Annotated in this window: 16 protein-coding genes; 4 read left to right on the top strand and 12 right to left on the bottom strand. The window is 62.1% G+C overall.

Annotation, left to right across the window (positions count from 1 at the left end; translation table 11 throughout):
* Nucleotides 1-127: 127 nt before the first annotated feature.
* Nucleotides 128-1,444, top strand: a complete 1,317-nt coding sequence (locus tag BG60_RS24375) for a glycosyltransferase family protein (RefSeq protein ID WP_008354138.1) — start codon at nt 128-130, stop codon at nt 1,442-1,444.
* Nucleotides 1,445-1,448: 4 nt separating this feature from the next.
* Here the strand turns inward: BG60_RS24375 and BG60_RS24370 are convergent, their stop codons facing one another.
* Nucleotides 1,449-2,396 carry a choline ABC transporter substrate-binding protein gene (locus tag BG60_RS24370; protein ID WP_008354139.1) on the bottom strand — a complete coding sequence of 316 codons (948 nt, stop codon included), beginning with the start codon at nt 2,394-2,396 and terminating at the stop codon, nt 1,449-1,451.
* Nucleotides 2,397-2,437: 41 nt separating this feature from the next.
* Nucleotides 2,438-3,973, bottom strand: a complete 1,536-nt coding sequence (betC, locus tag BG60_RS24365; RefSeq protein ID WP_008354141.1) for a choline-sulfatase — start codon at nt 3,971-3,973, stop codon at nt 2,438-2,440.
* A 108-nt stretch (nt 3,974-4,081) separates the two neighbouring features.
* On the opposite strand from betC, the gene BG60_RS24360 reads away from it, so the two are divergent.
* Nucleotides 4,082-4,993 (top strand): choline sulfate utilization transcriptional regulator, encoded by a 912-nt coding sequence (locus BG60_RS24360; protein WP_033536963.1) that lies wholly within the window; start codon nt 4,082-4,084, stop codon nt 4,991-4,993.
* A gap of 119 nt (nt 4,994-5,112) precedes the next feature.
* Nucleotides 5,113-5,988 (top strand): formyltetrahydrofolate deformylase, encoded by an 876-nt coding sequence (gene purU / locus BG60_RS24355; protein ID WP_008354143.1) that lies wholly within the window; start codon nt 5,113-5,115, stop codon nt 5,986-5,988.
* An 833-nt stretch (nt 5,989-6,821) separates the two neighbouring features.
* Here purU and BG60_RS24350 read toward each other — a convergent pair.
* The 9 genes from BG60_RS24350 to BG60_RS24310 all read right to left on the bottom strand — a co-directional run bounded on the left by BG60_RS24350 (nt 6,822) and on the right by BG60_RS24310 (nt 17,873).
* Nucleotides 6,822-7,658 (bottom strand): glycine betaine ABC transporter substrate-binding protein, encoded by an 837-nt coding sequence (locus BG60_RS24350; RefSeq protein WP_409014143.1) that lies wholly within the window; start codon nt 7,656-7,658, stop codon nt 6,822-6,824.
* Nucleotides 7,659-7,791: 133 nt separating this feature from the next.
* Nucleotides 7,792-9,033, bottom strand: a complete 1,242-nt coding sequence (locus tag BG60_RS24345) for an FAD-binding oxidoreductase (protein WP_008354145.1) — start codon at nt 9,031-9,033, stop codon at nt 7,792-7,794.
* A 23-nt stretch (nt 9,034-9,056) separates the two neighbouring features.
* Nucleotides 9,057-10,355: an aromatic ring-hydroxylating oxygenase subunit alpha gene (locus BG60_RS24340; RefSeq protein WP_034473135.1), complete on the bottom strand. Its 1,299-nt coding sequence runs from the start codon at nt 10,353-10,355 to the stop codon at nt 9,057-9,059.
* A 38-nt stretch (nt 10,356-10,393) separates the two neighbouring features.
* Entirely contained in the window at nt 10,394-11,152 is a 759-nt protein-coding gene (locus BG60_RS24335) for an adenine nucleotide alpha hydrolase family protein (RefSeq protein WP_008354148.1), read from the bottom strand.
* Entirely contained in the window at nt 11,149-12,312 is a 1,164-nt protein-coding gene (locus tag BG60_RS24330) for an electron transfer flavoprotein subunit alpha/FixB family protein (RefSeq protein ID WP_008354149.1), read from the bottom strand. Before BG60_RS24330 ends, BG60_RS24335 begins: the two co-directional genes overlap by 4 nt.
* Before the next feature lie 4 nt (nt 12,313-12,316).
* Complete coding sequence (locus BG60_RS24325; RefSeq protein WP_034473134.1) at nt 12,317-14,233, bottom strand: (Fe-S)-binding protein; 1,917 nt, start codon at nt 14,231-14,233, stop codon at nt 12,317-12,319.
* A 14-nt stretch (nt 14,234-14,247) separates the two neighbouring features.
* The gene (locus BG60_RS24320; RefSeq protein ID WP_034473133.1) at nt 14,248-16,311 is read right to left on the bottom strand and encodes an NADH:flavin oxidoreductase; all 2,064 of its coding nucleotides are present in this window, start codon (nt 16,309-16,311) and stop codon (nt 14,248-14,250) included.
* A gap of 28 nt (nt 16,312-16,339) precedes the next feature.
* A complete protein-coding gene (locus tag BG60_RS24315; protein WP_008354152.1) occupies nt 16,340-16,870 on the bottom strand; it encodes a DUF5943 domain-containing protein in 531 nt (176 codons plus the stop codon).
* 31 nt (nt 16,871-16,901) lie between these two features.
* Entirely contained in the window at nt 16,902-17,873 is a 972-nt protein-coding gene (locus tag BG60_RS24310) for a dipeptidase (protein WP_008354153.1), read from the bottom strand.
* A 410-nt stretch (nt 17,874-18,283) separates the two neighbouring features.
* On the opposite strand from BG60_RS24310, the gene BG60_RS24305 reads away from it, so the two are divergent.
* Nucleotides 18,284-19,279 carry a GlxA family transcriptional regulator gene (locus tag BG60_RS24305; RefSeq protein WP_034473132.1) on the top strand — a complete coding sequence of 332 codons (996 nt, stop codon included), beginning with the start codon at nt 18,284-18,286 and terminating at the stop codon, nt 19,277-19,279.
* A gap of 4 nt (nt 19,280-19,283) precedes the next feature.
* Here BG60_RS24305 and BG60_RS24300 read toward each other — a convergent pair whose 3' ends face one another.
* Nucleotides 19,284-19,733, bottom strand: a complete 450-nt coding sequence (locus BG60_RS24300; protein WP_241484883.1) for a GNAT family N-acetyltransferase — start codon at nt 19,731-19,733, stop codon at nt 19,284-19,286.
* Nucleotides 19,734-20,218 lie beyond the last annotated feature (485 nt).

Below are 20,218 nucleotides of genomic sequence, written 5' to 3'. Positions count from 1 at the left end.
GTGTTTCGCGTCAATAGAACGAATTCGTTTTCGGACATGCCCGATATGCGCGGCAGGGCTCGGCTCGCATACTTCGGAATCTGTAAAAAACCCGCATTACTCAAGCCTTGTTTCGGATTCGAACGACATGACTACCCGCTGCCTGAGCATCCATCAGACCGACGCACCCGAAGTCCTGACCAATCACAAGCACTACGCCGCCCGCATGGGCTACGAGCACGCGAGCATTTCGATGGCGGGCATGCCGTGCCCGTCCCAGCGTTTGTTGCTCAAGTACGAAGCGATCCTGCATCACTTGCGCCGGATGCCCGAGATGGCGCTGCTCGTCTGCATGAGCGAAGACTGCATCGTGCTCAACATGCTCCCGGTCGAGCCCATCGCAGAAGGCAGGCAGCACGCGCTCATGGCGGTTTCCGGCAACGACGACGGACGTCAGACGGCCGTGCAGATCTGGCGTAATACGGTCGAGGTGCGCAACCTCATCGTGTGGTGCATCGGGGAATGCAAGATCGGCAAAGCGCCGCAAAACGAAATCGCGATGCTTGCAGGGCTCGACTACATCGAGCCGCACGGTGAACGCGGCGGCATCATGGCTACGATGCACTGCGGTCCGCGCTACGATCCCATCTGGACGCAGTACCCCAACCTCTGGACCATCGTGCTCGGCGAGGAAGCGATCTACGGTTTCATCCCGGCGAGCTTTCGCAACGCGCTCGCCGAACACATCAACGACTGTCAGCAGAAGGGCGTGCCGCTGTTCCAGCTTCCGGCGCAAAGCGAAACGCCGCATGAAGAGTTCAGCGTCTATAACCCCGGCAAGTCCATCGCCTTCATCACGTACTACACGCCCAACGTGCGTGCGTACGGCGCGATCGCCGAGCAGAACATGCGGCGCTATTGCGAGCGCCACGGCTATACGCTTTACGTCTATCGGCAGACGCCCGCCGAAGGCGTGCCCGGCGCGACCGGCACCTGGCTCAAGCCGTGGTTCCTGCGCAAGCATCTGCCGCATCACGACTGGGCGATCTGGGTCGATGCCGACATCCTCTTCTTCGATCAGCGCAAGCCGATCGATCCGCTGCTGGACGGGCGCGACATTCTCGCGGCGCACGATATCGGGCCGTGGATCATCAATGCCGGCGTGCTCGGCTTTCGCCGCAAGCCCGCGGTCCTGGCGTTCGTCGACGAAATCCACGAGCATGTCAGCGCCGCGCCCGACAAATCGAGCACCTATGCGAACGGCGGCGATCAGACCATCATCGCGAATCTGCTGACGGACCGTCTCGGCTGGAAGCTTGAACACGGCCTCGACTGCCTGAGCATCAATACGCCGTGGTACTTGCACCAGGCGGACAGCCTGATGCTCCACTTCATGGCGATCCAGACGCCGATGCGCGCCGTCGTGATGGCCGCACAGGAACGCGCGAGCATTCAGCTCGGCTGATCCCTCACTTCACGCCGAGCGCGGTCTGAACGGCTTCCAGGCCGTTTCCGCCGCTCGCCGTGGTCACGCCGTCCAGCCACGATTTCAGCAGCTCCGGATGACGCTTCAGCGCATCCGTGGCCGCTGCATCGACATTCGTTTTCTTCTCCAGCACATCCGTGATGACGCCGTTCTCCAGATCGACGTTGAACGCCATCTGTTTGAACAGCCTGCTCACGTTGGGGCATTGCTGCTCGTAGCCGCTGCGCGCCACGGTGTTCACCGTCGCGCCGCCATAGTTGGGGCCGAAGTATTTGTCGCCGCCATCGAGATAGGCGAGCTTGAACTTCGTGTTCATCAGATGCGGCTCCCACGCGAGAAACACGATCCACTTCTTGTCGCGCACCGCCCGCTCCACTTGCGTGAGCATCGCGGTTTCGCTCGATTCGACCAGCTTCCAGTCGCCGAGACCGAAGGCCTTGTCATCGACCATGCGCTTGATGTTCTGATTCGCCGGCGCGCCCGGTTCGATGCCGTAGATGCGGTTATCGAACTTGTCGGCGTTCTTCGCGAGGTCCGCGAACGAATGCACGCCCGCCGCCGCCACATAGTCCGGCACCGCGAGCGTGAACTTCGCATTGGAGAGATTCGGGCGCACGACGTCGATCGATTTCTCTTCGAAGAACGGCTTCACGAGCGGCGCCTGCGCGGGCATCCAGTTGCCGAGAAACACGTCGATCTGCCCTTTCTTCATGCCCTGATACGTGATCGGCACCGACAGGTTCGCGACGTTCTGCCGATAGCCGAGCGCCTTGAGCACGATGCCGCTCATCGCATTGGTCGCGTCGATATCGGTCCAGCCCGGCCCCGCCATGCGGACCTGCGTGCAGGACTGCGGCTCGGCGGCAAACGCATGCGAAGCCACGCAAGCCAGCGCGGCGGCGAAGAGCGCGTGGATGAAGCCCTTTTTCATGGTGCATTCCTGTCGTGTGTTGTGGGGATGCGATCGATGCGTCAGTGCTCGACGGCGGGAAAACGCGCCATCGCTTCGAGATCGTCCAGATCGATGTGATTGCGCATGTAGCGCTGGCTCGCATCGACGTGAGGCTGCCAGTCCCATGACTGAATCGTGCCCTGCGTCGTCGCCGCGAAATGGAAATGGCGGCGGCGCTGACTCTTCAGCACATCCCGATGCAGCGCATCGAGATTCCAGCGGCGCGCGATCTCCGCGCGGAATTCGGCCACGCGCGCGGCGTGACGCTCATCGCTTGCGAGATTCTCGCGCTCGAACGGATCGGCTTCTACATCGTAAAGCTGATCCGGATCCACGCTCGAATGAATGAACTTGAAGCGCCCGCGCCGGATCATCACGATGGGCGCAATCGCGCCTTCCGCGAGATATTCGCCGATGGCTTCGTCGTGCCCGCCGGTCTCGCGCAAGTGCGGCACGAGGCTTTGACCGTCGATGCTGTCGGGCCACGCTTGCGGCGCTTGTCCGCGCGCGAATTCGACGAGCGTCGGCAGCACATCGAGATGCGAGACCGAATCCTTCACGCGATGCGCGCCAAACCGCTTCGGCGCGTGCACGATGAGCGGCACGCGGCAGCCGCCTTCGAAGAACGTCATCTTGTACCAGAGGCCGCGCTCGCCGAGCATCTCCCCGTGATCCGACGTGACGACGATGATCGTATCGTCGGCGAGACCGGCCTCGTCGAGCGCTTCGAGGATCGATGCGAACTGGTCATCGACATACGACACCGCGCCGTAGTACGCGCGCCGCGCATTGCGGATTTGCCGGTCCGTCGGCGGCGTGCGATCCGCTTCGTACACATGGCGCAGGCGCTTCGAATGCGGATCGCAGGCATCGAGCGAATCGCGATACGAAGGCATGTCGATGTCTTCATCGCGATACGCGTCCCAGTACTTGCGCGGAATCGCATACGGATCGTGCGGATGCGTGAGCGATGCGACCATCATGAACGGACGCGCGTCCTTGCCCGCGTTGCGCTCGCGCGCGATGTCGAAGAGCTTTTGACGCGTGGTGAAGGTCACTTCGTCGTCGAAGTCGAGTTGATTGGTACGCACGCATGGGCCCGCGTCTATCACGGAGCTCATGTTGTGATACCACGTCGGGCGCGCATCGGCGTTCTGCCAGTCGGGCGTCCAGCCGAAATCGGCGGGATAGATATCGGTCGTGAGACGTTCCTCGAAGCCGTGCAACTGATCCGCGCCGCAGAAATGCATCTTGCCGGAGAGAATCGTGCGATAGCCTTCGGCGCGCAGATAGTGCGCGAAGGTCAGCGTTTCGGACGGGAATTCGGCGGCATTGTCGAATGCGCCGATGTTCGAAGGCAGCTTGCCCGCGAGAAGCGAAAAACGCGAAGGCGCGCACAGCGGACTCGCGCAATACGCGGATTCGAACACGACGCCTTCGCGCGCGAGCGCATCGATGCGCGGCGTCTTCGTCACGCGATTGCCGTATGCGGCGAGTGCGAAGGGCGTGAGCTGATCGGCCATCAGTACAAGGATATTTTGTTTCGTCTCAAGCATGACTGCGTGCCTCGAATAGAATCGTTGATTGAGCGTTGGGTGTCACTATTGCCGTTCAAATCGCGGCTGTGAAGACAGCAAAACGTTATGCGTTCATAAGGGGGAGTTATGCCGCGGCCGGACCGCCTGCCACCGATGCAGGCGTTACTGATGTTCGAATCCGCCGCGCGGCACGCGAGCTTCACGGCTGCCGCGCGCGAACTCGGCTCGACGCAGCCCGCGGTGAGCCAGCGCGTCGTGCAGTTGGAGGAATCGCTCGGGGCGGCGCTGTTCGAGCGCGGGCATCGCGGGGTCACGCTCACGGACGACGGCACGCGTCTTTTCGATGCGGTGCGTCGGGGACTCGACGTGATTCGCGCGGCGACGTCGGACATCCGCTCGCGTCACGCGCAACGCACGCTCACGCTGTCGACGGATTTCGGCTTCGCCACATACTGGCTGATGCCGCGCCTGCCGCAATTCAAGGCGCTGATGCCCGATGTCGACGTGAAGATCATCACGTCGCAGAGCTTGCCGAGCGCATCGGGCGATCATGCCGATGTGGTCATCGTCTTCGGCGACACGCATGCCGAATGGAGCGGTCAGAGCGCCGTGAAGCTCTTCGCCGAACGCGTGATGCCGGTGTGCAGCCCGGCGCTGATCGCGGGAAAAAGCGCGCCCGTATCGCCCGCCGATCTATCCGGGCTGCCGCTCTTGCATCTCGAACCGACGCTGCCCGAGCGCTGGCTTTCATGGAGCGCGTGGTTCGAAGCGCACGGCCTTGCCGCGCCGCCGACGCAGGGCGGCTTCACGTTCAACAGCTACGCGCTCGTCGCGCACGCCGCGGTGATGGGCCAGGGCGTCGCGCTCGGCTGGGCGCCGCTCATCGACGAACTGATCGCGACGGGCCAGCTCGTCGCGCTCTGCGATGCGCCGCTCGTCACCGATCGGGGCTACGTGCTCGTGACGCCGCGCGAGCCGTCGGCGGCGGTGCGGGCGTTCAGCGAGTGGCTGCTGGACGAATGCGACGTCGTCGGCTGACGCTTTCGTACTATTTGCGCGGCGGTTCGCTTCTATCCGGAAGGCGCGCGCGTTTGCTCTACTAGCGCGTACGCTCGCCGCATTTCGCGGCGCTGCAACCATTCGAATGTGGAGCACGCATGGCAGCCGATTCCCGCTTTGATCAACTCGTGCTTACCGTTTCGTGCCCGAGCGCGGCGGGGCAGGTCGCCGCGATCGTCGGCTTTCTGGAGCGGCATCACGGCTATATCGACGAACTCACCGTCTTCGATGACGATCTCTCCGAGCGCTTTTTCGTGCGTTGCGTGTTTCATGGCGCGCGTCCCGAGGAGGCGCTCGATCTCGCGATGCTGAAGCGCGAATTCGAGCCTATCGCCGAGCGCTTTGCGATGTCGTGGGCGATGCACGATCTCGCCGTGCGGCCGAAGGTGCTGCTGATGGTGTCGAAGCTCGAGCACTGTCTTGCGGATTTGCTGTTCCGCTGGCGCATGGGCGAGTTGAAGATGGATATCGTCGGCATCGGGTCGAATCATACGGATCTGGCGCATCTGGCGGGGCAGCATGGCTTGCCGTTCCATCATCTGCCGATTACCGCCGATACCAAGCCGCAGCAGGAAGCGCGCTTGCTCGATCTGTTCGATACGTCAGGCGCGGAGTTGATGGTGCTTGCGCGGTATATGCAGATTCTTTCAGGCGAGACGAGCCGCAAGCTGGCGGGGCGTGCGATCAATATCCATCACTCGTTCTTGCCTGGGTTCAAGGGGGCGAAGCCTTATCACCAGGCGCATGCGCGTGGGGTCAAGCTGATTGGCGCGACCGCGCATTTCGTCACCGACGATCTCGATGAAGGACCGATCATCGAGCAGGAAGTTGAGCGCGTCGATCATTCTTATGGACCGGAGCGGTTGTTGGCGACAGGGCGGGATGTGGAGTGCCTTGCGCTTGCACGCGCGGTTAAAGCGTTTATTGAGCGGCGGGTTTTTATTAATGGCGAGCGGACTGTGGTTTTGCGTTGAGGTTTTTGCGCTCCGGGTTAGCTTGCTTTGCTGTTTTCGCTGGATTCCATATTCGCTTGGCTAGGGTTTCGCCGGATCCCGTTTTCGTGGCGGTCTATTAGCACTGCCCCTGTGCGGGGCGGCAGTCACTTTCTTTGCTGCTGCAAAGAAAGTAACCAAAGAAAGCAGCTCGTCACCGCCCGCGGTCACACGCAATTTGGGTAGTTCTCTCGTTCCAGGTGGCACTCGCCTAAAGAGTGCCCTCAAAGGACTAACGGGGCTTGGATCGCGCGCGGTCTGCCGCCCGAAAACGCTGAGGACACTGGTGCAGCACGAAAGAGCTTCGGCACAGCGCTACGCGCTGCCGCCGGGTATGCAAGGGAAACCAACGTGCGGCACTTGCGGAGAGATGGAGACGTTAGTAGAGAAGCACGCGCAGACCCGATTGACCGGTCGGCCGCGAAGCGGGCTGGAGCTATTTCGTGCTGAACCCGTTTGGTGTGTGGTGCGATGGTTCAGACCGTGCGCGATCCAAGCCCGGTTGGGCCTATGAGGGCACTCTTTAGGCAGCCCACGATGGACGAGAGGACTACCCAAATTGCGTGTGACCGCGGGCGTATCAGTAGCTGCTTTCTTTGCTTACTTTCTTTGCAGCAGCAAAGAAAGTGAGTGCCGCCCCGCACAGGGGCAATGCTGATAGACCGACACGAAAACGGGATCCGGCGAAATCAAAAGCCAAGAGCCAAAAGCCAAAAGCCAAAAGCAAAACCCCAAAAAAAAGCGCCGCAGGCATAACCCACGACGCTCAGCGTTTGCCCAAACGCCCAAAGACCCAAAAAACCCAACGAAAAAAATTACTTAGTCCAGGACTCCACCCGATCCCCATGCGCGCTGATCCACGCATCCGCCGCCGCCTGCGGCTTCTCTCCATTTTGCGTCGCCAGCATCACGCTATCGATCTCACCCGGCTTCCACTGAAACTTCTTGAGGAATGCCACCACCTGCGGCGCCTTCTTCTCCAGCTCCGGATTGATCACGTTATCGACGTGCTCCGACTCACCGAACACCTTCTTCGGATCCTCGAGGAACTTGAGCTTGTACTTCGCGAACATCCAGTGCGGCTTCCAGCCCGTCACGATGATCGGCTTATTGGCCGCTTCGGAACGCGCCAGTTCCGCCGTCATCGCCGAACCCGAACTCGGCAGCAGCTTGTAGTCGAGGTTATAAGCCTTGATCGCTTCGCTCGTCTTCTGCATCACGCCCGCGCCCGCATCGATGCCCACGATGCGCGAATCGAATTCCGCCTTCTTCGCCTCGAGATCGCTCAAGCTGTTGACGTCGACGTTCTCCGGCACGATCAAGCCGATTTTCGCGTCCTGAAAGTTCGGACCGAGATTCACGACCTTCGACTTGAAGTTGTTCCAGTACGCGCCATGCGTGACCGGCAGCCACGCCGACAGCGTCGCGTCGAGATCGCCGCGCGCCACGCCCTGCCACATCACGCCCGCGGCCACCGGCACCAGTTGCACCGGATAACCCAGCTTCTTCTCGATCACGCGCGCCGCCACGTTCGACGTCGCCACGCTATCGTCCCAGCCCTCGACATAACCGATTTTGATCGTCGGCTTATCCGCGGCGTTTGCCATCAGGCTCGATGCGAGGGCGGCGCTCATCGCCCCCAAAACGAGCATTCTTCTCATCGGTTTCATTTGGTTTCCCCTTAGCGGCCCCACGCCGTGTAGCGAACAGAATCACCAGCCAGAATTGACGCGTAGCGCACTTTTCCGACACTCAGTTGTCAAGAAACGACGCGCCCCTCAGGGCTTACTTGTCGACGACGAGATCGCTCATAGGCTTGCTGCAGCACAGCAGCACCATGCCCTGATCGATCTCGCGCTGACGTATGCCGCCCGCATGCTTCATGCTCACTTCGCCCGACACGAGCTTGACCTTGCACGTCCCGCACATGCCCTGCGTACACGACGATGGCAAGCGCACGCCCGCCTTCTTCGCCGCATCGAGCACATGTTCGTTGCTGCCGCATTCGATGTCGCGCCGGCTCTTCGCGAAGCTCACCTTGAACTTCGTATCGACGACGGGCGCGGCTTCAACAGGCGCTTCGATGATCTCGACGGGCTCTGTCGGCGCAGGCGCAAAGCCGCCCGCCTCCTCGCGCGCTTCGACGAAATCCGTCTGCGTCGCAAGGGCCTCGGCGACATGCGCCGTCGTCAGTTCAGCCGCGACTTCCTCGACGACGCCGAACGAGAAGCTCTCCTCGTGATAATGCTTGCGATCGAAACCACCTGCATCGAGCAGATCGCGCACCGCCTTCATATACGGCGCCGGGCCGCACGTGAAGACTTCGCGCTCGAGAAAGTCCGGCGCGATCAGCTTCAGGAGCGGCAGCGTGAGAAAGCCCGTCACGCCCGGCCAGTTCGTGCGCGTGCCGACCCGCTCGCACACGAACGCCGTGCGGAAGTTCTTGTGATTCGACGCGATGAGATCGAGCTCGCGCGCAAAGATGATGTCATCCGGCGTGCGCGCGCTATGCACGAACACGATGTCGGCATCGTCGCCGAGTTCGTGATGCGCGCGGCTCATCGACATGAGCGGCGTAATGCCCGAACCCGCCGACAAGAACAAATACTTGCGCGCCGGATGACGCGCGCACGTGAATTCGCCCGATGGCCCGAGCACGCGCACCGTCGATCCCGCGACGAGGTTATCGTGCAGCCAGTTCGACACCGGTCCCCCCGGCACGCGCTTCACCGTGATGGAGATCGTGTGCGGGCGCGTCGGCGCGGACGAGATCGTATAGCAGCGATTGATCTGCTCGCCGTTGATCTCGAGCTCCAGCGTGATGAACTGCCCCGGCTCGAAGACGAACGTGCGCTCACCCGGCGCCTTGAAGAAAAAGCTCTTGACGTCGTGCGTCTCCTGCCGGACGTGACAGCAGACGAGCGTCTCGTCCGTGTCGCAATTCCAGCGCACGGGCAGCGTCCCCCAGAACTTCGGCTGGGTCACGCGGCTGTCGGTCGGCTCGAAAGTAGCCTGATCGCGCATCATGTTCTACTCCTGCTACGAGGCTGTCAGCGCATGAAGGAAACGACTTTCTCACCGAGCGACGCATCGACGCCGTGCTCGGGCGTATCGGCGTAATCGGCAAGACGTCCGATGTACCACTCGCAAAACTTCTCGACGAGACCTTCCGTGAATGGCGAGTACGGACCCGGTTCGTAGGCGTTGCTCGCGACGCCGAGTTGCGAATACTCGACGAGCGTGCGGTCCTGATCGTTCGTCGCGCGCCACACGGCGGTGAGATTGTCGACGTCGTAATCGATGCCTTCGCGCGCGTCCTTGTGCACGAGCCACTTCGTGCGGACGAGCGTTTCCCCCGATGCAAGCGGAATCACGCAGAACGTCACGATGTGATCGCTCATGAAGTGATGCCACGAGTTCGGCTGCGTCCAGAACGACAAGCCGCCCAGGTCCGCGCGCTCGAAGCCGCCGAGCAGTTTCTTCGATGCGACTTTCGCATCGAGCGTCTGCGATTCGCCATCGCGATCGAGCGGCAAACGTTGCGTGCGAAAGCCCGTCACGAGATCGACGAGGCGTTCGATTTCCGCGGACGGCAGGCACATCGCTTCCCATTGCTTCGTGCGCTCTTCGACGGTCTTCTCGAACGCCGCCATGCCTTCTTCGTTCGCGGGCGAGCGCTGATAGCCGAAGCCGTATTCGTAAAGCGAAATGGTCAGCTCTGGATGATTCGCGACGCAGTGATAGCACTCGCGATTGTTCTCCATCGTGAGCTTCCAGTTGCCCTTCTCGACGATATCGATGCTCGCCGCGATCTTGCAATCCTTCAGACCGTGCGGCGCGAGATACGGCTCCATCGCTTCGCGCATCACGGCGAAATCGGCGGGCGGTTCATCGGCGAGACAGACGAAGATGAGGCCCGCGAGATTCTGCACATGCACCTTCTTCAGGCTGTGCTTGCAGCGGTCGAACTGTTCGCCCATGTGCTCGGCGAACATCAGATCGCCGGAGAGGTTGTAGGTCCAGCTGTGATACGGGCACACGATATTGCCGAGCGAGCCCTTCTCCTGATTGCACAGGCGCGCGCCGCGATGCCGGCACACGTTGTAGAAGGCGCGTATTTCCATATCGTCGTCGCGCACGATCAGGATCGAATCGTTGCCGATCTCGATCGTCGTGTAATCGCCCGGCTCTGGAATGTCCGGCTCGACGGCGACCTGAATCCAGGTCTTGCGGAAGATGGCATCGAGGTCGAGCGCGTGAATCTCTTCGCTCGTGTAGAACGGCGCCTCGAGCGTGTGGCCCTTTTTGCGGCGTTCGATCATTGCGCGAACGTCTGCCGAAACTTTCATCGTGTGCACCTGTATGTGGGTCGATGTGGGTCGAGAAATCAGTAATCGACGAGTTGATGCTCGCGCAAATACGCCAGAATCACTTGTGCTTTTTCGACGGAACTCCCTTCAATTACGACGCTTCCGCCGCGGCTTTCGGTCGTCGTCGCGCCGAGCATGCGCGCGTGGCCCGAGCGCTTTTCCGGCGCGGCGAGTTTCTTGGGCTTGGCCGTCACCGGGCCGATGCGCCACGCCGTGCTTTCCTTGTCGACGGGCGCGCTCGCGGCGACCGGCGCGACGTGGCCTTCGCGCATGCGCGCATAGGCGTAGCGCGGCGCGGCGTTGGCCAATGGATGCACGGCGACGAGCGCGGGCAGCGGCGCGCGCACGCGTCGGCGCAAGCCCTTCGGCATGAACTGGCGCACTTCGACGCCTTCCTTCGTCACGCTGACATCGACGGCCGCGCCGACGAGCGGAACGTTCAGCGCATCCGCGAGCTTGTACGGCAGCGTGCCGCTGTCGTAAGCGCCTTCGGCGCGCGTGCCGGTGAACACGAGCTCGTAGCCCGCAAGCCTTTGCGCGAGGGCCGCACACGCATCGCCTTGCGTGTTGAGCACTTCGACTTTCGACGCGCCGAGCGCGAGATATTCCTGCAACGCCGGATTAGCCGGATCGCCCGCGTGCAACACGTCGAGTTGCGCGCCGTGCGTCTTCGCGATGCCGATGGCGATGGTCAGCGCGGCGGCGTCGTTGCGGCTGTAGCGCGCCGCGCCGCTGACGGGATGACGTCCGGTGGAGACGAGAACGGCGATCTTCATGCAGCGACTCCTTCGGCGATGTGCGCGGTCTGCGCGATCGATCCGCCGCCGGCACGCGCGGCGCGTGCGGCGGCGGCGGCATCGGTCAGTGCCTTGATCGTTTCCTGCGTGTCCGCGACGATCGTCAGATTCGCGCGCTTCGCGATCGGCGCGCTGGCGTCGAGATTCACGGCGATGACGTGGCGGCAATCCTTGATGCCCTGCAAGTGCTGAACCGCGCCCGAAATGCCGAACGCGATATACACGCTCGCCTCGACGGTCTTGCCGGTCGCGCCGATCTGCTTGTCGCGCGTGAACTTGCCATCGTCGACGGCGACGCGGCTCGCGCCGATCGCCGCGCCCAGCGTGCCCGCGAGCGCTTCGAACGCGGCGATGTCCGACACGCCGTTGCCCGCCGACACGATGAAGTCCGCTTCCTCCAGCGCGACCTGCGCCGCGTCCATCTCTTCGATGCCGAGATCGACGTAAGCGCTCGCTTTCGCCGCCGGCACGATGCCTTGCGGATTCATCGCCTCGCCCGCGCCGACGAAGGGCAGCTTCGCATCGACGGCATGAGCTGCAAGCAAAACCATGTCGGGCAATGCACGCGATGCAAGCGCGCGACCCGCCTGTGCATACGACGCGACATGCGCTGCATCGATTTCGACGACCTGCGTCGCGATGGACGCATCGGCGCGTGCGGCGTAGCGGCGGCCGAGATCGCCGTCGCCGGTTGCGTTGTCGGGCATGAAGATATGCGCCGGTCGGAACGCAGCGACGCAGGCGGTCAACGCGCGCACTTCTTCGTCGGGCGCGTAGTTGCGGCGATCGAACTCCGGCAGCGCGACGTAGCGATCCGCGCCGAGCACGGCGGCATCGTCCTTGAACTCGCCGAACGCGATCAGCACGACTTCGGTCTGATCGTCCGCGAGCAAGGCGGCCGCCGCGAGCGCCTGGCGCGCGTGATCGTCGAGCGCGCCGCGATCCGTGTGCGCCGCGACGAGCAGCGAACGCGTCGCGGGCTTCGTCGTGCGGCGCGGCTTCGTCGCTTCCTTGTGGCCGCCGTGCGTGAAGTTCAGCACGACGCCATTGCCGATTTCGCCGAGCGTGATGCGCTTCAGTCCATCGGCCGTGATGACGAAGGGACGGCGCGGATCGATTCGTTTGATGTCGTTGTTCATCGCTTCACTCCAAGGCCGCAGCGACGAGTTCCGCCACGTCGAGCACTTCGGGACGAGGACCGACCACGCCTTCCAGCATCGCGGTGCATTGCGGGCAACCGACCGCGACGACTTCCGCGCCGACCGACTTCGCATCCGCGATGCGGATATCGGGAATGCGCTGCTTGCCGGGGATATCCGTCAGCGGCGCACCGCCGCCACCGCCGCAGCAACGCGCGCGCATGCCATGACGCTCCATCTCGACGACCTTGATGCCAATGGTCTTCAGCAACTTGCGCGGCGCCTCCGTCTCGCCGTTGTAGCGGCCGAGATAGCACGGATCGTGGTACGTGATTTTCTTGTCCGCGAGCACGGCGGCGGCCTTCGGCGTGAGCTTGCCGCTCGCGACGAGCTCCGCCATGAACGCCGTGTGATGCTGCACTTCGTAGTAGCCGCCAAGCGCGCGATATTCGTTGCGCAAGCTATGCAGCACATGCGGATCCGCCGTGACGATGCGACGGAACTGGTATTGCGACAGCGTGTTCATCAGCTTCGATGCGCATTGCTGGAACGTGGCTTCGTCGCCGAGACGCCGCGCCGTGTCGCCCGTATCCGTTTCGACGCCGCCGAGCACCGCGTAATCGACGCCCGCCTTGTTCATCACTTTTGCGAGCGCGCGCAGCGTGCGCTGATAGCGCATGTCGAATGCGCCTTCGCCGGCGATCAGCAGAACATCGACAGGGCGTCCCGGCTGCGCGACCTGCACTTGCAAATCCACCGACCAGTCGTAGCGCGCGCCGATATCGAAACCGTTCTGACTGCCGGTCTCGCGCAGGTTCGCGAGCGTGATCGGGCCTTTGCCGGGCACATCGCCTTCGACGAGCGTTTGATTGCGGCGCATGTCGACGATCGCATCGACGTGCTCGATCAGCATCGGGCACTCCTGCACGCACGCGCGGCACGTCGTACACGACCAGATCGTGTCCGCTTCGATCATCTGCGAGATGAGCGGCTTGGTCGGACCGCCGGAATGCCTGCCGACGGGAATGCCGGGTGTCGGGCTACCCGCGTATTGCGAGTCCGATCCGCCGACCATGCCGACGACCAGATCCTGAATCAGCTTCTTCGGATTCAACGGCTGACCCGATGTGAACGCGGGACACGCGGCCTCGCACTTGCCGCACTGCACGCAGGCATCGAAGCTCAACAACTGATTCCAGCGAAACTCGACCGGCTTGCCGACGCCATATTCCTTCGCATCGAGCACGGGCTTCTTGAGCGCCGTCGGCGGCACGACTTCGCGTTCGTTCTCGTCCTTCGCGTGAAAACGCTCCTGACGCGGATGAAAGGCGAGATGCAGCAGACCCGCCATCGCGTGCTTCATCGGGCCGCCTTGCGCCGCGCCGAAGGTCATCGTGTACGCGCCCGCCGCGATCAGCAACGCGACGATGATCGCGAGCGCGCCGGACATCCACGATGCAGGCAGCAGCATGAACAACGCGAGACCGAGCGCGAACGAACCGAGCAGCAACGGCAGGCTGTCCCACGGTCCATGCGACAGACGCGCGGGCACGTCCTTCGCGCGACGCCGCTTGTACACGAACATCGCACCGACGAACATGATGATCGCCGCGAGGAAGATCGCGCGATCGAGCCACACCGAATAGATCGCGAGACCGTAGTTGACGAAGACGAGCGCCATCGCGAGGATCGCGCCACCCGCGGTCGCGACGTGCGTCTTCGCGATATACGGATCGCGCGCCACGACATGATGCAGATCGACGAAATAGCGCTTCGGAATGGTCAGCAGATTCGCCCATCCATAGGCGCCGGCCGTCGTCGCGCGGCCTTCGCGCCAGTACGCTGCGCGCTTGAGCAAGGCGAACGCGAGGCCCGCCATCGAAAGCCACAACAGCGCGGTGATGACAAACACGGGGTTCATCGTCGAATACCTCGTCAGAAGTCTTTGCAGAGGCGCAGCGAATCGTAGATCGCGCTGTGGATGTTGTGCATCGAGATGCAGTCGCCGACGCGGAACAACAGGAAGCGTCCGTTCCCGAGCTCTTCGCTCAACGACGGCTGCGGTAGCGATGCGAACAGCGTGTGCACGTCGATCTGTCCGCGATTGAGCGACTCGGGCTTGAGCTTCCAGTAGAGCGCGTCGTTCGGCGTGATGCCGTTCTCGATCACGACCTGATCCACCGCGCGCTCTTCCTGCTCTTCCGTGTACTCGTTGCGGATCACGGCGATCTTCTTGCCGTTTTCCTCGTAGACCTTGTCGAGCCAGTAGTTAGGCGTATGAATGACGCCTTGCGCATAGAGACGGCGATAGAAGATCGGGAACGTGGTGCCGCCGGTGTCGTCGGCGACTTTGACATCGGGCGTGACGATCTCGACGTTATACCCGCGCGACGCGATGAAGTCCGCTACGCCCGCGCCCGCATGAGTCGATACGCCGTCGTAGACGAGCACGTTCTTGCCCGGCTCGACCTTGCCCGAAAGAATGTCCCACGAACTCACGGCGAGACCTTCTTCGACGCCCCACGCAGGGACCTGATCGGTGAACGACGAACCGCCCGTCGCGAGCACGACGATGTCCGGCTTTTCGGCCATGATCATCTTCTCGTCGGCGGCGACACCGAGACGGCGATCGACGCCGAGGCGCTTCGTTTCCATGTCGAACCAGCGCACGATGCCGGCCATTTGCTCGCGCTGCGGCGCTTTCGCGGCGAGCATGATCTGACCGCCGACATAATCGTTCTTCTCGAACAGCACGACATCATGACCACGCGAACGCGCGACGCGCGCCGCTTCGAGACCGGCAGGCCCCGCGCCGACCACGACAACCTTGCGCTTCGGCCCGCGCGTCTTTTCGATGACGTGCGGCATCGTCTGTTCGCGCGACGTCGCGGCGTTCTGCACGCACAAAACGTCGAGACCGTTGTACTGGCGATCGATGCAATAGTTCGCGCCGACGCACTGCTTGATTTCGTCTTCGCGGCCATCGCGAATCTTGATGACCATATGCGGATCGGCGATCTGCGCGCGCGTCATGCCGACGAGATCGACCATGCCGTTTGCAAGCAGACGCTCGGCCTGTCCCGCATCGCGAATGCTTTGCGCATGCATGATCGGCAGCTTCACGACCGACTTGATGCCCGCGGCGAGATGCACGAACGGCTCGGGCGGCAGCGCCATCGGCGGCATGCAGTTGGCGAGCGTGTTGTGCGTATCCGCGCCCGAACCGATCACGCCGACATAATCGATGAGGCCGCTTTCGGACATCGCCTGCGCGATCTCCTTGAGGTTCTCGTGCGAGAGACCGTCTTCATGAAATTCGTCGCCGCACATGCGCAGGCCGACGCAAAAATCCGCGCCCACCTCTTCACGCACGGCCTTCAGCACTTCCATCCCGAAGCGCAGACGATTCTCCAACGAACCGCCCCATTCATCGGTACGGAAGTTGGTGCGCGGGCTCCAGAACTGATCGATCAAATGCTGATGCGCCGCCGAGATCTCGATGCCGTCCATGCCTGCATCCTTCACGCGCTTCGCGGCCGCCGCGAAGTCCTGGATGATGCGCTTGATCTCTTCCACTTCGATGATCTTCGCGTTGCCGCGATGCACCGGCTCGCGCACGCCCGACGGCGACATCAGATGCGGCCAGTGCTCGCCGTGCCATGCGGAGCGGCGGCCCATGTGCGTCGCCTGAATCATGATGAACGCGCCATGACGATGCATGGCTTCGGCGAGACGCGAGAGCGGATCGATGACCTTGTCGGTCGCGAGGTTCACCGACTTCCACCAGCCTTGCGGACTGTCGATCGACACCGGGCTCGAACCGCCGCACACGGCGAGGCCGACGCCGCCCTTCGCTTTCTCCTCGTAATAGCGGATATAGCGGTCGCCGGGCAGACCGCCCGGTTCGGCATAGACCTCCGCGTGCGCGGTGCTGACGATGCGGTTGCGCAACGTGAGCTTGTTGAGCTGAAGAGGCTTGAAAAGGTTCGGGTAACGCATCGCGATCGACCTCGGAGTTGAGCTTTGCTTACAGCGGCGACACTTCAAATACGCAATGCGAATGGCCTTCCGCCGCGCATTGGGTTTCGATCGACTTCGAGCGCGGACCTTTCTTCGCACTGTCGGGAGCCGTGTCGTTGACCCAGTCCATCGCGCCCGCGAACCATCCCGCGAACATGTAGCAGAGCTTGCCCTCTTTGCCGGGCTGCGCGAGCACGAACGACGAGTTATGCAGATGAATGCGCGCATGCGATGTCGCAGGATCGGCTTCGACGATCGTGAAGAGTCCCCATCCACGTTGCGACAGGCGCTTCAGGTAATGCTCGAAGCACGCCATGCCGCTGATGCCGTGCTTCTCGGCTTCCTTGTCGCACCAGTGATACGCGGACTTGTAGCCGGCCTTGTAGAGAATCTCGGCATACGTATCGCGGCCGAGCGCTTCTTCGACGGCGACGTGATTGTTCGTGAAGAAGTGGCGCGGCACGTAGAGCATCGGCAGCGCGTCGGTGGTCCAGACGCCGGTTTGCGGATCGACATCGATAGGCAGTTGCGGTTGCATCGCGGGGTTCCTGTTTATTTGTCGTTGACGGTCAGACGTTCCAGACTTCGCCGAAGAAGCGCATCCAGTTTTCGCCCATCACTTTCTTGATGCGCGATTCGCTCCAGCCGGCCTTTTCCATTGCAGCGGTGAGGTTCGGGAATTCGCCGATCGTGCGAATGCCTTCCGGATTCACGACCTTGCCGAAGTTCGTCAGGCGGCGATAACGGCCCTTGTCGTGCGTGATCCAGTCGAAGAATTCGGTGCTATAGCCTTGCGTGAAGTCCGTGCCGATACCGACGTTGTCTTCGCCGATGACATCGATGGTGTATTCGATCGCTTCGAGATAGTCATCGACCGTTGCATCCGGGCCTTTCTTGAGGAACGGCGAGAACATCGTCACGCCGACGAAGCCGCCCGCATCGACGATCTCGCGCAGTTGATCGTCGCTCTTGTTGCGCGGATGATCCTTGAGTCCCGACGGACAGCAGTGCGAGTACGTGACGGGCTTCTTCGAGCAGGCGATCGCATCGGAAGACGTCTTTGCGCCGACGTGCGAGAGATCGACCATGATGCCGACGCGATTCATCTCGTGAATCACTTCCTTGCCATAACCCGACAGACCGCCGTCCGGTTCATAGCAACCCGTGCCGACGAGGTTCTGTGTGTTGTAGCAAAGCTGGACCACGTTCACGCCCAGCTCCTTGAACACTTCGATATAGCCGAGGTTGTCCTCGAACGCATACGAGTTCTGGAAGCCGAAGATGATGCCGGTCTTGTTTTCCTTCTTTGCGCGCAGGATGTCGTCGGTCGTGCGGACGAGCGTGAGAATTTCGCTGTATTCGCGGATCTGCTGCTTCATTTCCGCGATGTTGTCGATGGTCTTCTGGAAGTCTTCCCACACCGACACGGTGCAGTTCACGGCGGTGACGCCGCCCTTTCTCATGTCTTCGAACACGGAGCGCTCGAACTTCGAGATGTTCAGTCCGTCGATGATGATGCTGTCGTTGTGGAGGGTGCTCATCGTGGTGTGCTCCGTGTCGCCTGAGAGGTGGGGGTCGTTCGACGTCGCTTTCGTCGTTGCGTCTATTCTTGACTTTCGCCCTGCAGGTCAATTTACGAATTCAGACGTGTTCTTTACCTTTTCCGACATGCGCGTCTGTTTTCGACAAGTGGCGAATTCCTTTTCGGTGTAGCGAATTTTTTGTGTGGGCTGTTGCACTGCATCGGAACGATCGTGCGCTGCTGCAGTGCATGTCTTGCGGCGCCTGGCCCCGCGTCAGTGCGAGCGCGCAGCGGAGCATGCGCGATGCCCTTCATCGATCAGGGTTTAGCCTGATGGCATGGTAGTTGCACTCGCAACCAAAATTGCAAGCGTGGTAAGCGCCGCGCATGACGGCGCCACTCAATAGATTCCAAGGAATCAGTTCTCACATGTCCTCCGATCGCACGGCGTCGCTGTCACACTTCGCGTTCATGCCGCTTCCCAACTTCACGATGATCGCGTTCACCAATGCGATCGAAGTCCTGCGCATGGCGAACTACTTGACGGGGCAGCCGTTGTATCGCTGGTCGATCGTGAGTCCGGAGGGCGGGCCGGTGACGGCGAGCAACGGGCTTTCCGTCGATACCGGTCCGGTGGAATGCGTGGGGCAGCCCGACATCGTGTTCGTGGTCGGCGGCATCGACGTGCAGCGTGCGACTACGCCCGCGCATCTTTCTGCCTTGCGCCGTTTCGCGCGCACGGGCAGCGTGCTCGGCTCGCTTTGCACCGGCACGTATGCATTGGCGCGCGCGGGCTTGCTCGCCGGCTATGCGTGCGCGATTCACTGGGAAAACATGTCGGCGCTTAAAGAAGAGTTTCCCGACACGCGCTTTCTCAAAGAGCTGTTCGTGGTCGATCGCGATCGCGTGACGTGTACGGGCGGCGTCGCGCCGCTCGACATGATGCTGAACTTGATCGCGGCACGCGTCGGCACCGCGCGGGTGACGCAGATCGCGGGGCAGTTCATCGTCGAGCATGTGCGCGATACGAGCGCGCAGCAGCGGATGCCGCTCGTCGCGCGTCTGGGGTCCGCGAACAAGTCGCTTTTCGAAGTCATCTCGCTGATGGAGAACAACATCGAAGAGCCGTTGTCGCGCGAGGAACTGGCGCGGCTCGCGGGCATGTCGCAACGGCAACTTCAGCGGCTATTCCGCGAACATCTCGGCATGACGCCGACGCATTACTATCTGACGTTGCGCTTGCGGCGCGCGCGTGAATTGCTGCTGCAGACCGACATGTCGATCATGCACATCACGATGGCGTGCGGTTTTCAGTCGGCGTGTCATTTCTCGAAGAGCTATCGCGATGCGTTCGGCACGGCGCCGACGCGCGAGCGGCGCAAGCAGGTGCCGCCGCTGGCTGCCGTTCCCGCGATGGTGGCCTGAGCGTTCAGATCGCCATGTGAAGGCGCGTTTCGCAGACTTCGCATCCGCCGAGTCTTTCGGTGCGGAACACGCCGTCCAGTGCAAAGCCGAGCGCCTTGTAGAAGCGCAGGCCGTGCACGTTTTCTTCGAGCGCCCAGAGCGTCATTTCCCGATAGCCTTCGCTTGCCGCGGCGTTGATCGCTTCATCGATCAGCATTCTTCCCGCGCCCTGGCGCCAGTGTGCCGGGTCGATATAGATGGCTTCGATTTCGGCATCCGTTCTGCCTTTGTCGTTATCGCGTGACGGGCCCCATGCGATCCATCCGAGCATGATGTCGTCGCGTTCGGCGAGCATTATGCGGGGCATGCCGCGCGCGATCAGCTCGGACCAGAGGGCACGGCGTTTCGGAATGGAAAGCGAATTGAGGTATTCGGCGGGGAAGATGGAACGATAGGCGGCCTGCCAGGCCTTCACGTGGATGCGCGCGATTTCCGCAGCATCGGAGGGGGCCGCCAGGCGGAAGGAAAGCGCGGTTCGGAGGTAATCGGCCTTCATGCGTCCTAGTATGACGCGGTTTTCTTGCTTTTTGCCTTGTGGTTTTCGCTTGGTTCGGGTTTTGCCGGATGCCGGTTTCGCCGGAGCCCGGGTCGGTTGGCTTGGCTTGGTTTCGCCGGATCCCGTATTCGTGTCGGTCTATTAGCACTGCCCCTGTGCGGGGCGGCACTCACTTTCTTTGCTGCTGCAAAGAAAGTAAGCAAAGAAAGCAGCTTCCGATACGCCCGCGGTCACACGCAATTTGGGTAGTCCTCTCGTCCATCGTGGGCTGCCTAAAGAGTGCCCTCATAGGCCCAACCGGGCTTGGATCGCGCACGGTCTGCCACATCGCACCACACAACAAACTGGTTCAGCACCAAATAGCTCCAGCCCGCTTCGCGGCCGACCGGTCAAGCGGGTCCGCG

Origin of the sequence: Caballeronia zhejiangensis (genome assembly GCF_000698575.1) — a bacterium.
Lineage (GTDB): Bacteria > Pseudomonadota > Gammaproteobacteria > Burkholderiales > Burkholderiaceae > Caballeronia > Caballeronia zhejiangensis.
This window is presented reverse-complemented; position numbering and strand designations above follow the sequence as displayed.

Coding starts and splice junctions, on each gene's coding strand:
- BG60_RS24375 (WP_008354138.1), top strand. CDS start 128: ATGACTACCCGCTGCCTGAGCATCCATCAGACCGACGCACCCGAAGTC.
- BG60_RS24370 (WP_008354139.1), bottom strand. CDS start 2,396: ATGAAAAAGGGCTTCATCCACGCGCTCTTCGCCGCCGCGCTGGCTTGC.
- betC (WP_008354141.1), bottom strand. CDS start 3,973: ATGCTTGAGACGAAACAAAATATCCTTGTACTGATGGCCGATCAGCTC.
- BG60_RS24360 (WP_033536963.1), top strand. CDS start 4,082: ATGCCGCGGCCGGACCGCCTGCCACCGATGCAGGCGTTACTGATGTTC.
- purU (WP_008354143.1), top strand. CDS start 5,113: ATGGCAGCCGATTCCCGCTTTGATCAACTCGTGCTTACCGTTTCGTGC.
- BG60_RS24350 (WP_409014143.1), bottom strand. CDS start 7,658: ATGCTCGTTTTGGGGGCGATGAGCGCCGCCCTCGCATCGAGCCTGATG.
- BG60_RS24345 (WP_008354145.1), bottom strand. CDS start 9,033: ATGATGCGCGATCAGGCTACTTTCGAGCCGACCGACAGCCGCGTGACC.
- BG60_RS24340 (WP_034473135.1), bottom strand. CDS start 10,355: ATGAAAGTTTCGGCAGACGTTCGCGCAATGATCGAACGCCGCAAAAAG.
- BG60_RS24335 (WP_008354148.1), bottom strand. CDS start 11,152: ATGAAGATCGCCGTTCTCGTCTCCACCGGACGTCATCCCGTCAGCGGC.
- BG60_RS24330 (WP_008354149.1), bottom strand. CDS start 12,312: ATGAACAACGACATCAAACGAATCGATCCGCGCCGTCCCTTCGTCATC.
- BG60_RS24325 (WP_034473134.1), bottom strand. CDS start 14,233: ATGAACCCCGTGTTTGTCATCACCGCGCTGTTGTGGCTTTCGATGGCG.
- BG60_RS24320 (WP_034473133.1), bottom strand. CDS start 16,311: ATGCGTTACCCGAACCTTTTCAAGCCTCTTCAGCTCAACAAGCTCACG.
- BG60_RS24315 (WP_008354152.1), bottom strand. CDS start 16,870: ATGCAACCGCAACTGCCTATCGATGTCGATCCGCAAACCGGCGTCTGG.
- BG60_RS24310 (WP_008354153.1), bottom strand. CDS start 17,873: ATGAGCACCCTCCACAACGACAGCATCATCATCGACGGACTGAACATC.
- BG60_RS24305 (WP_034473132.1), top strand. CDS start 18,284: ATGTCCTCCGATCGCACGGCGTCGCTGTCACACTTCGCGTTCATGCCG.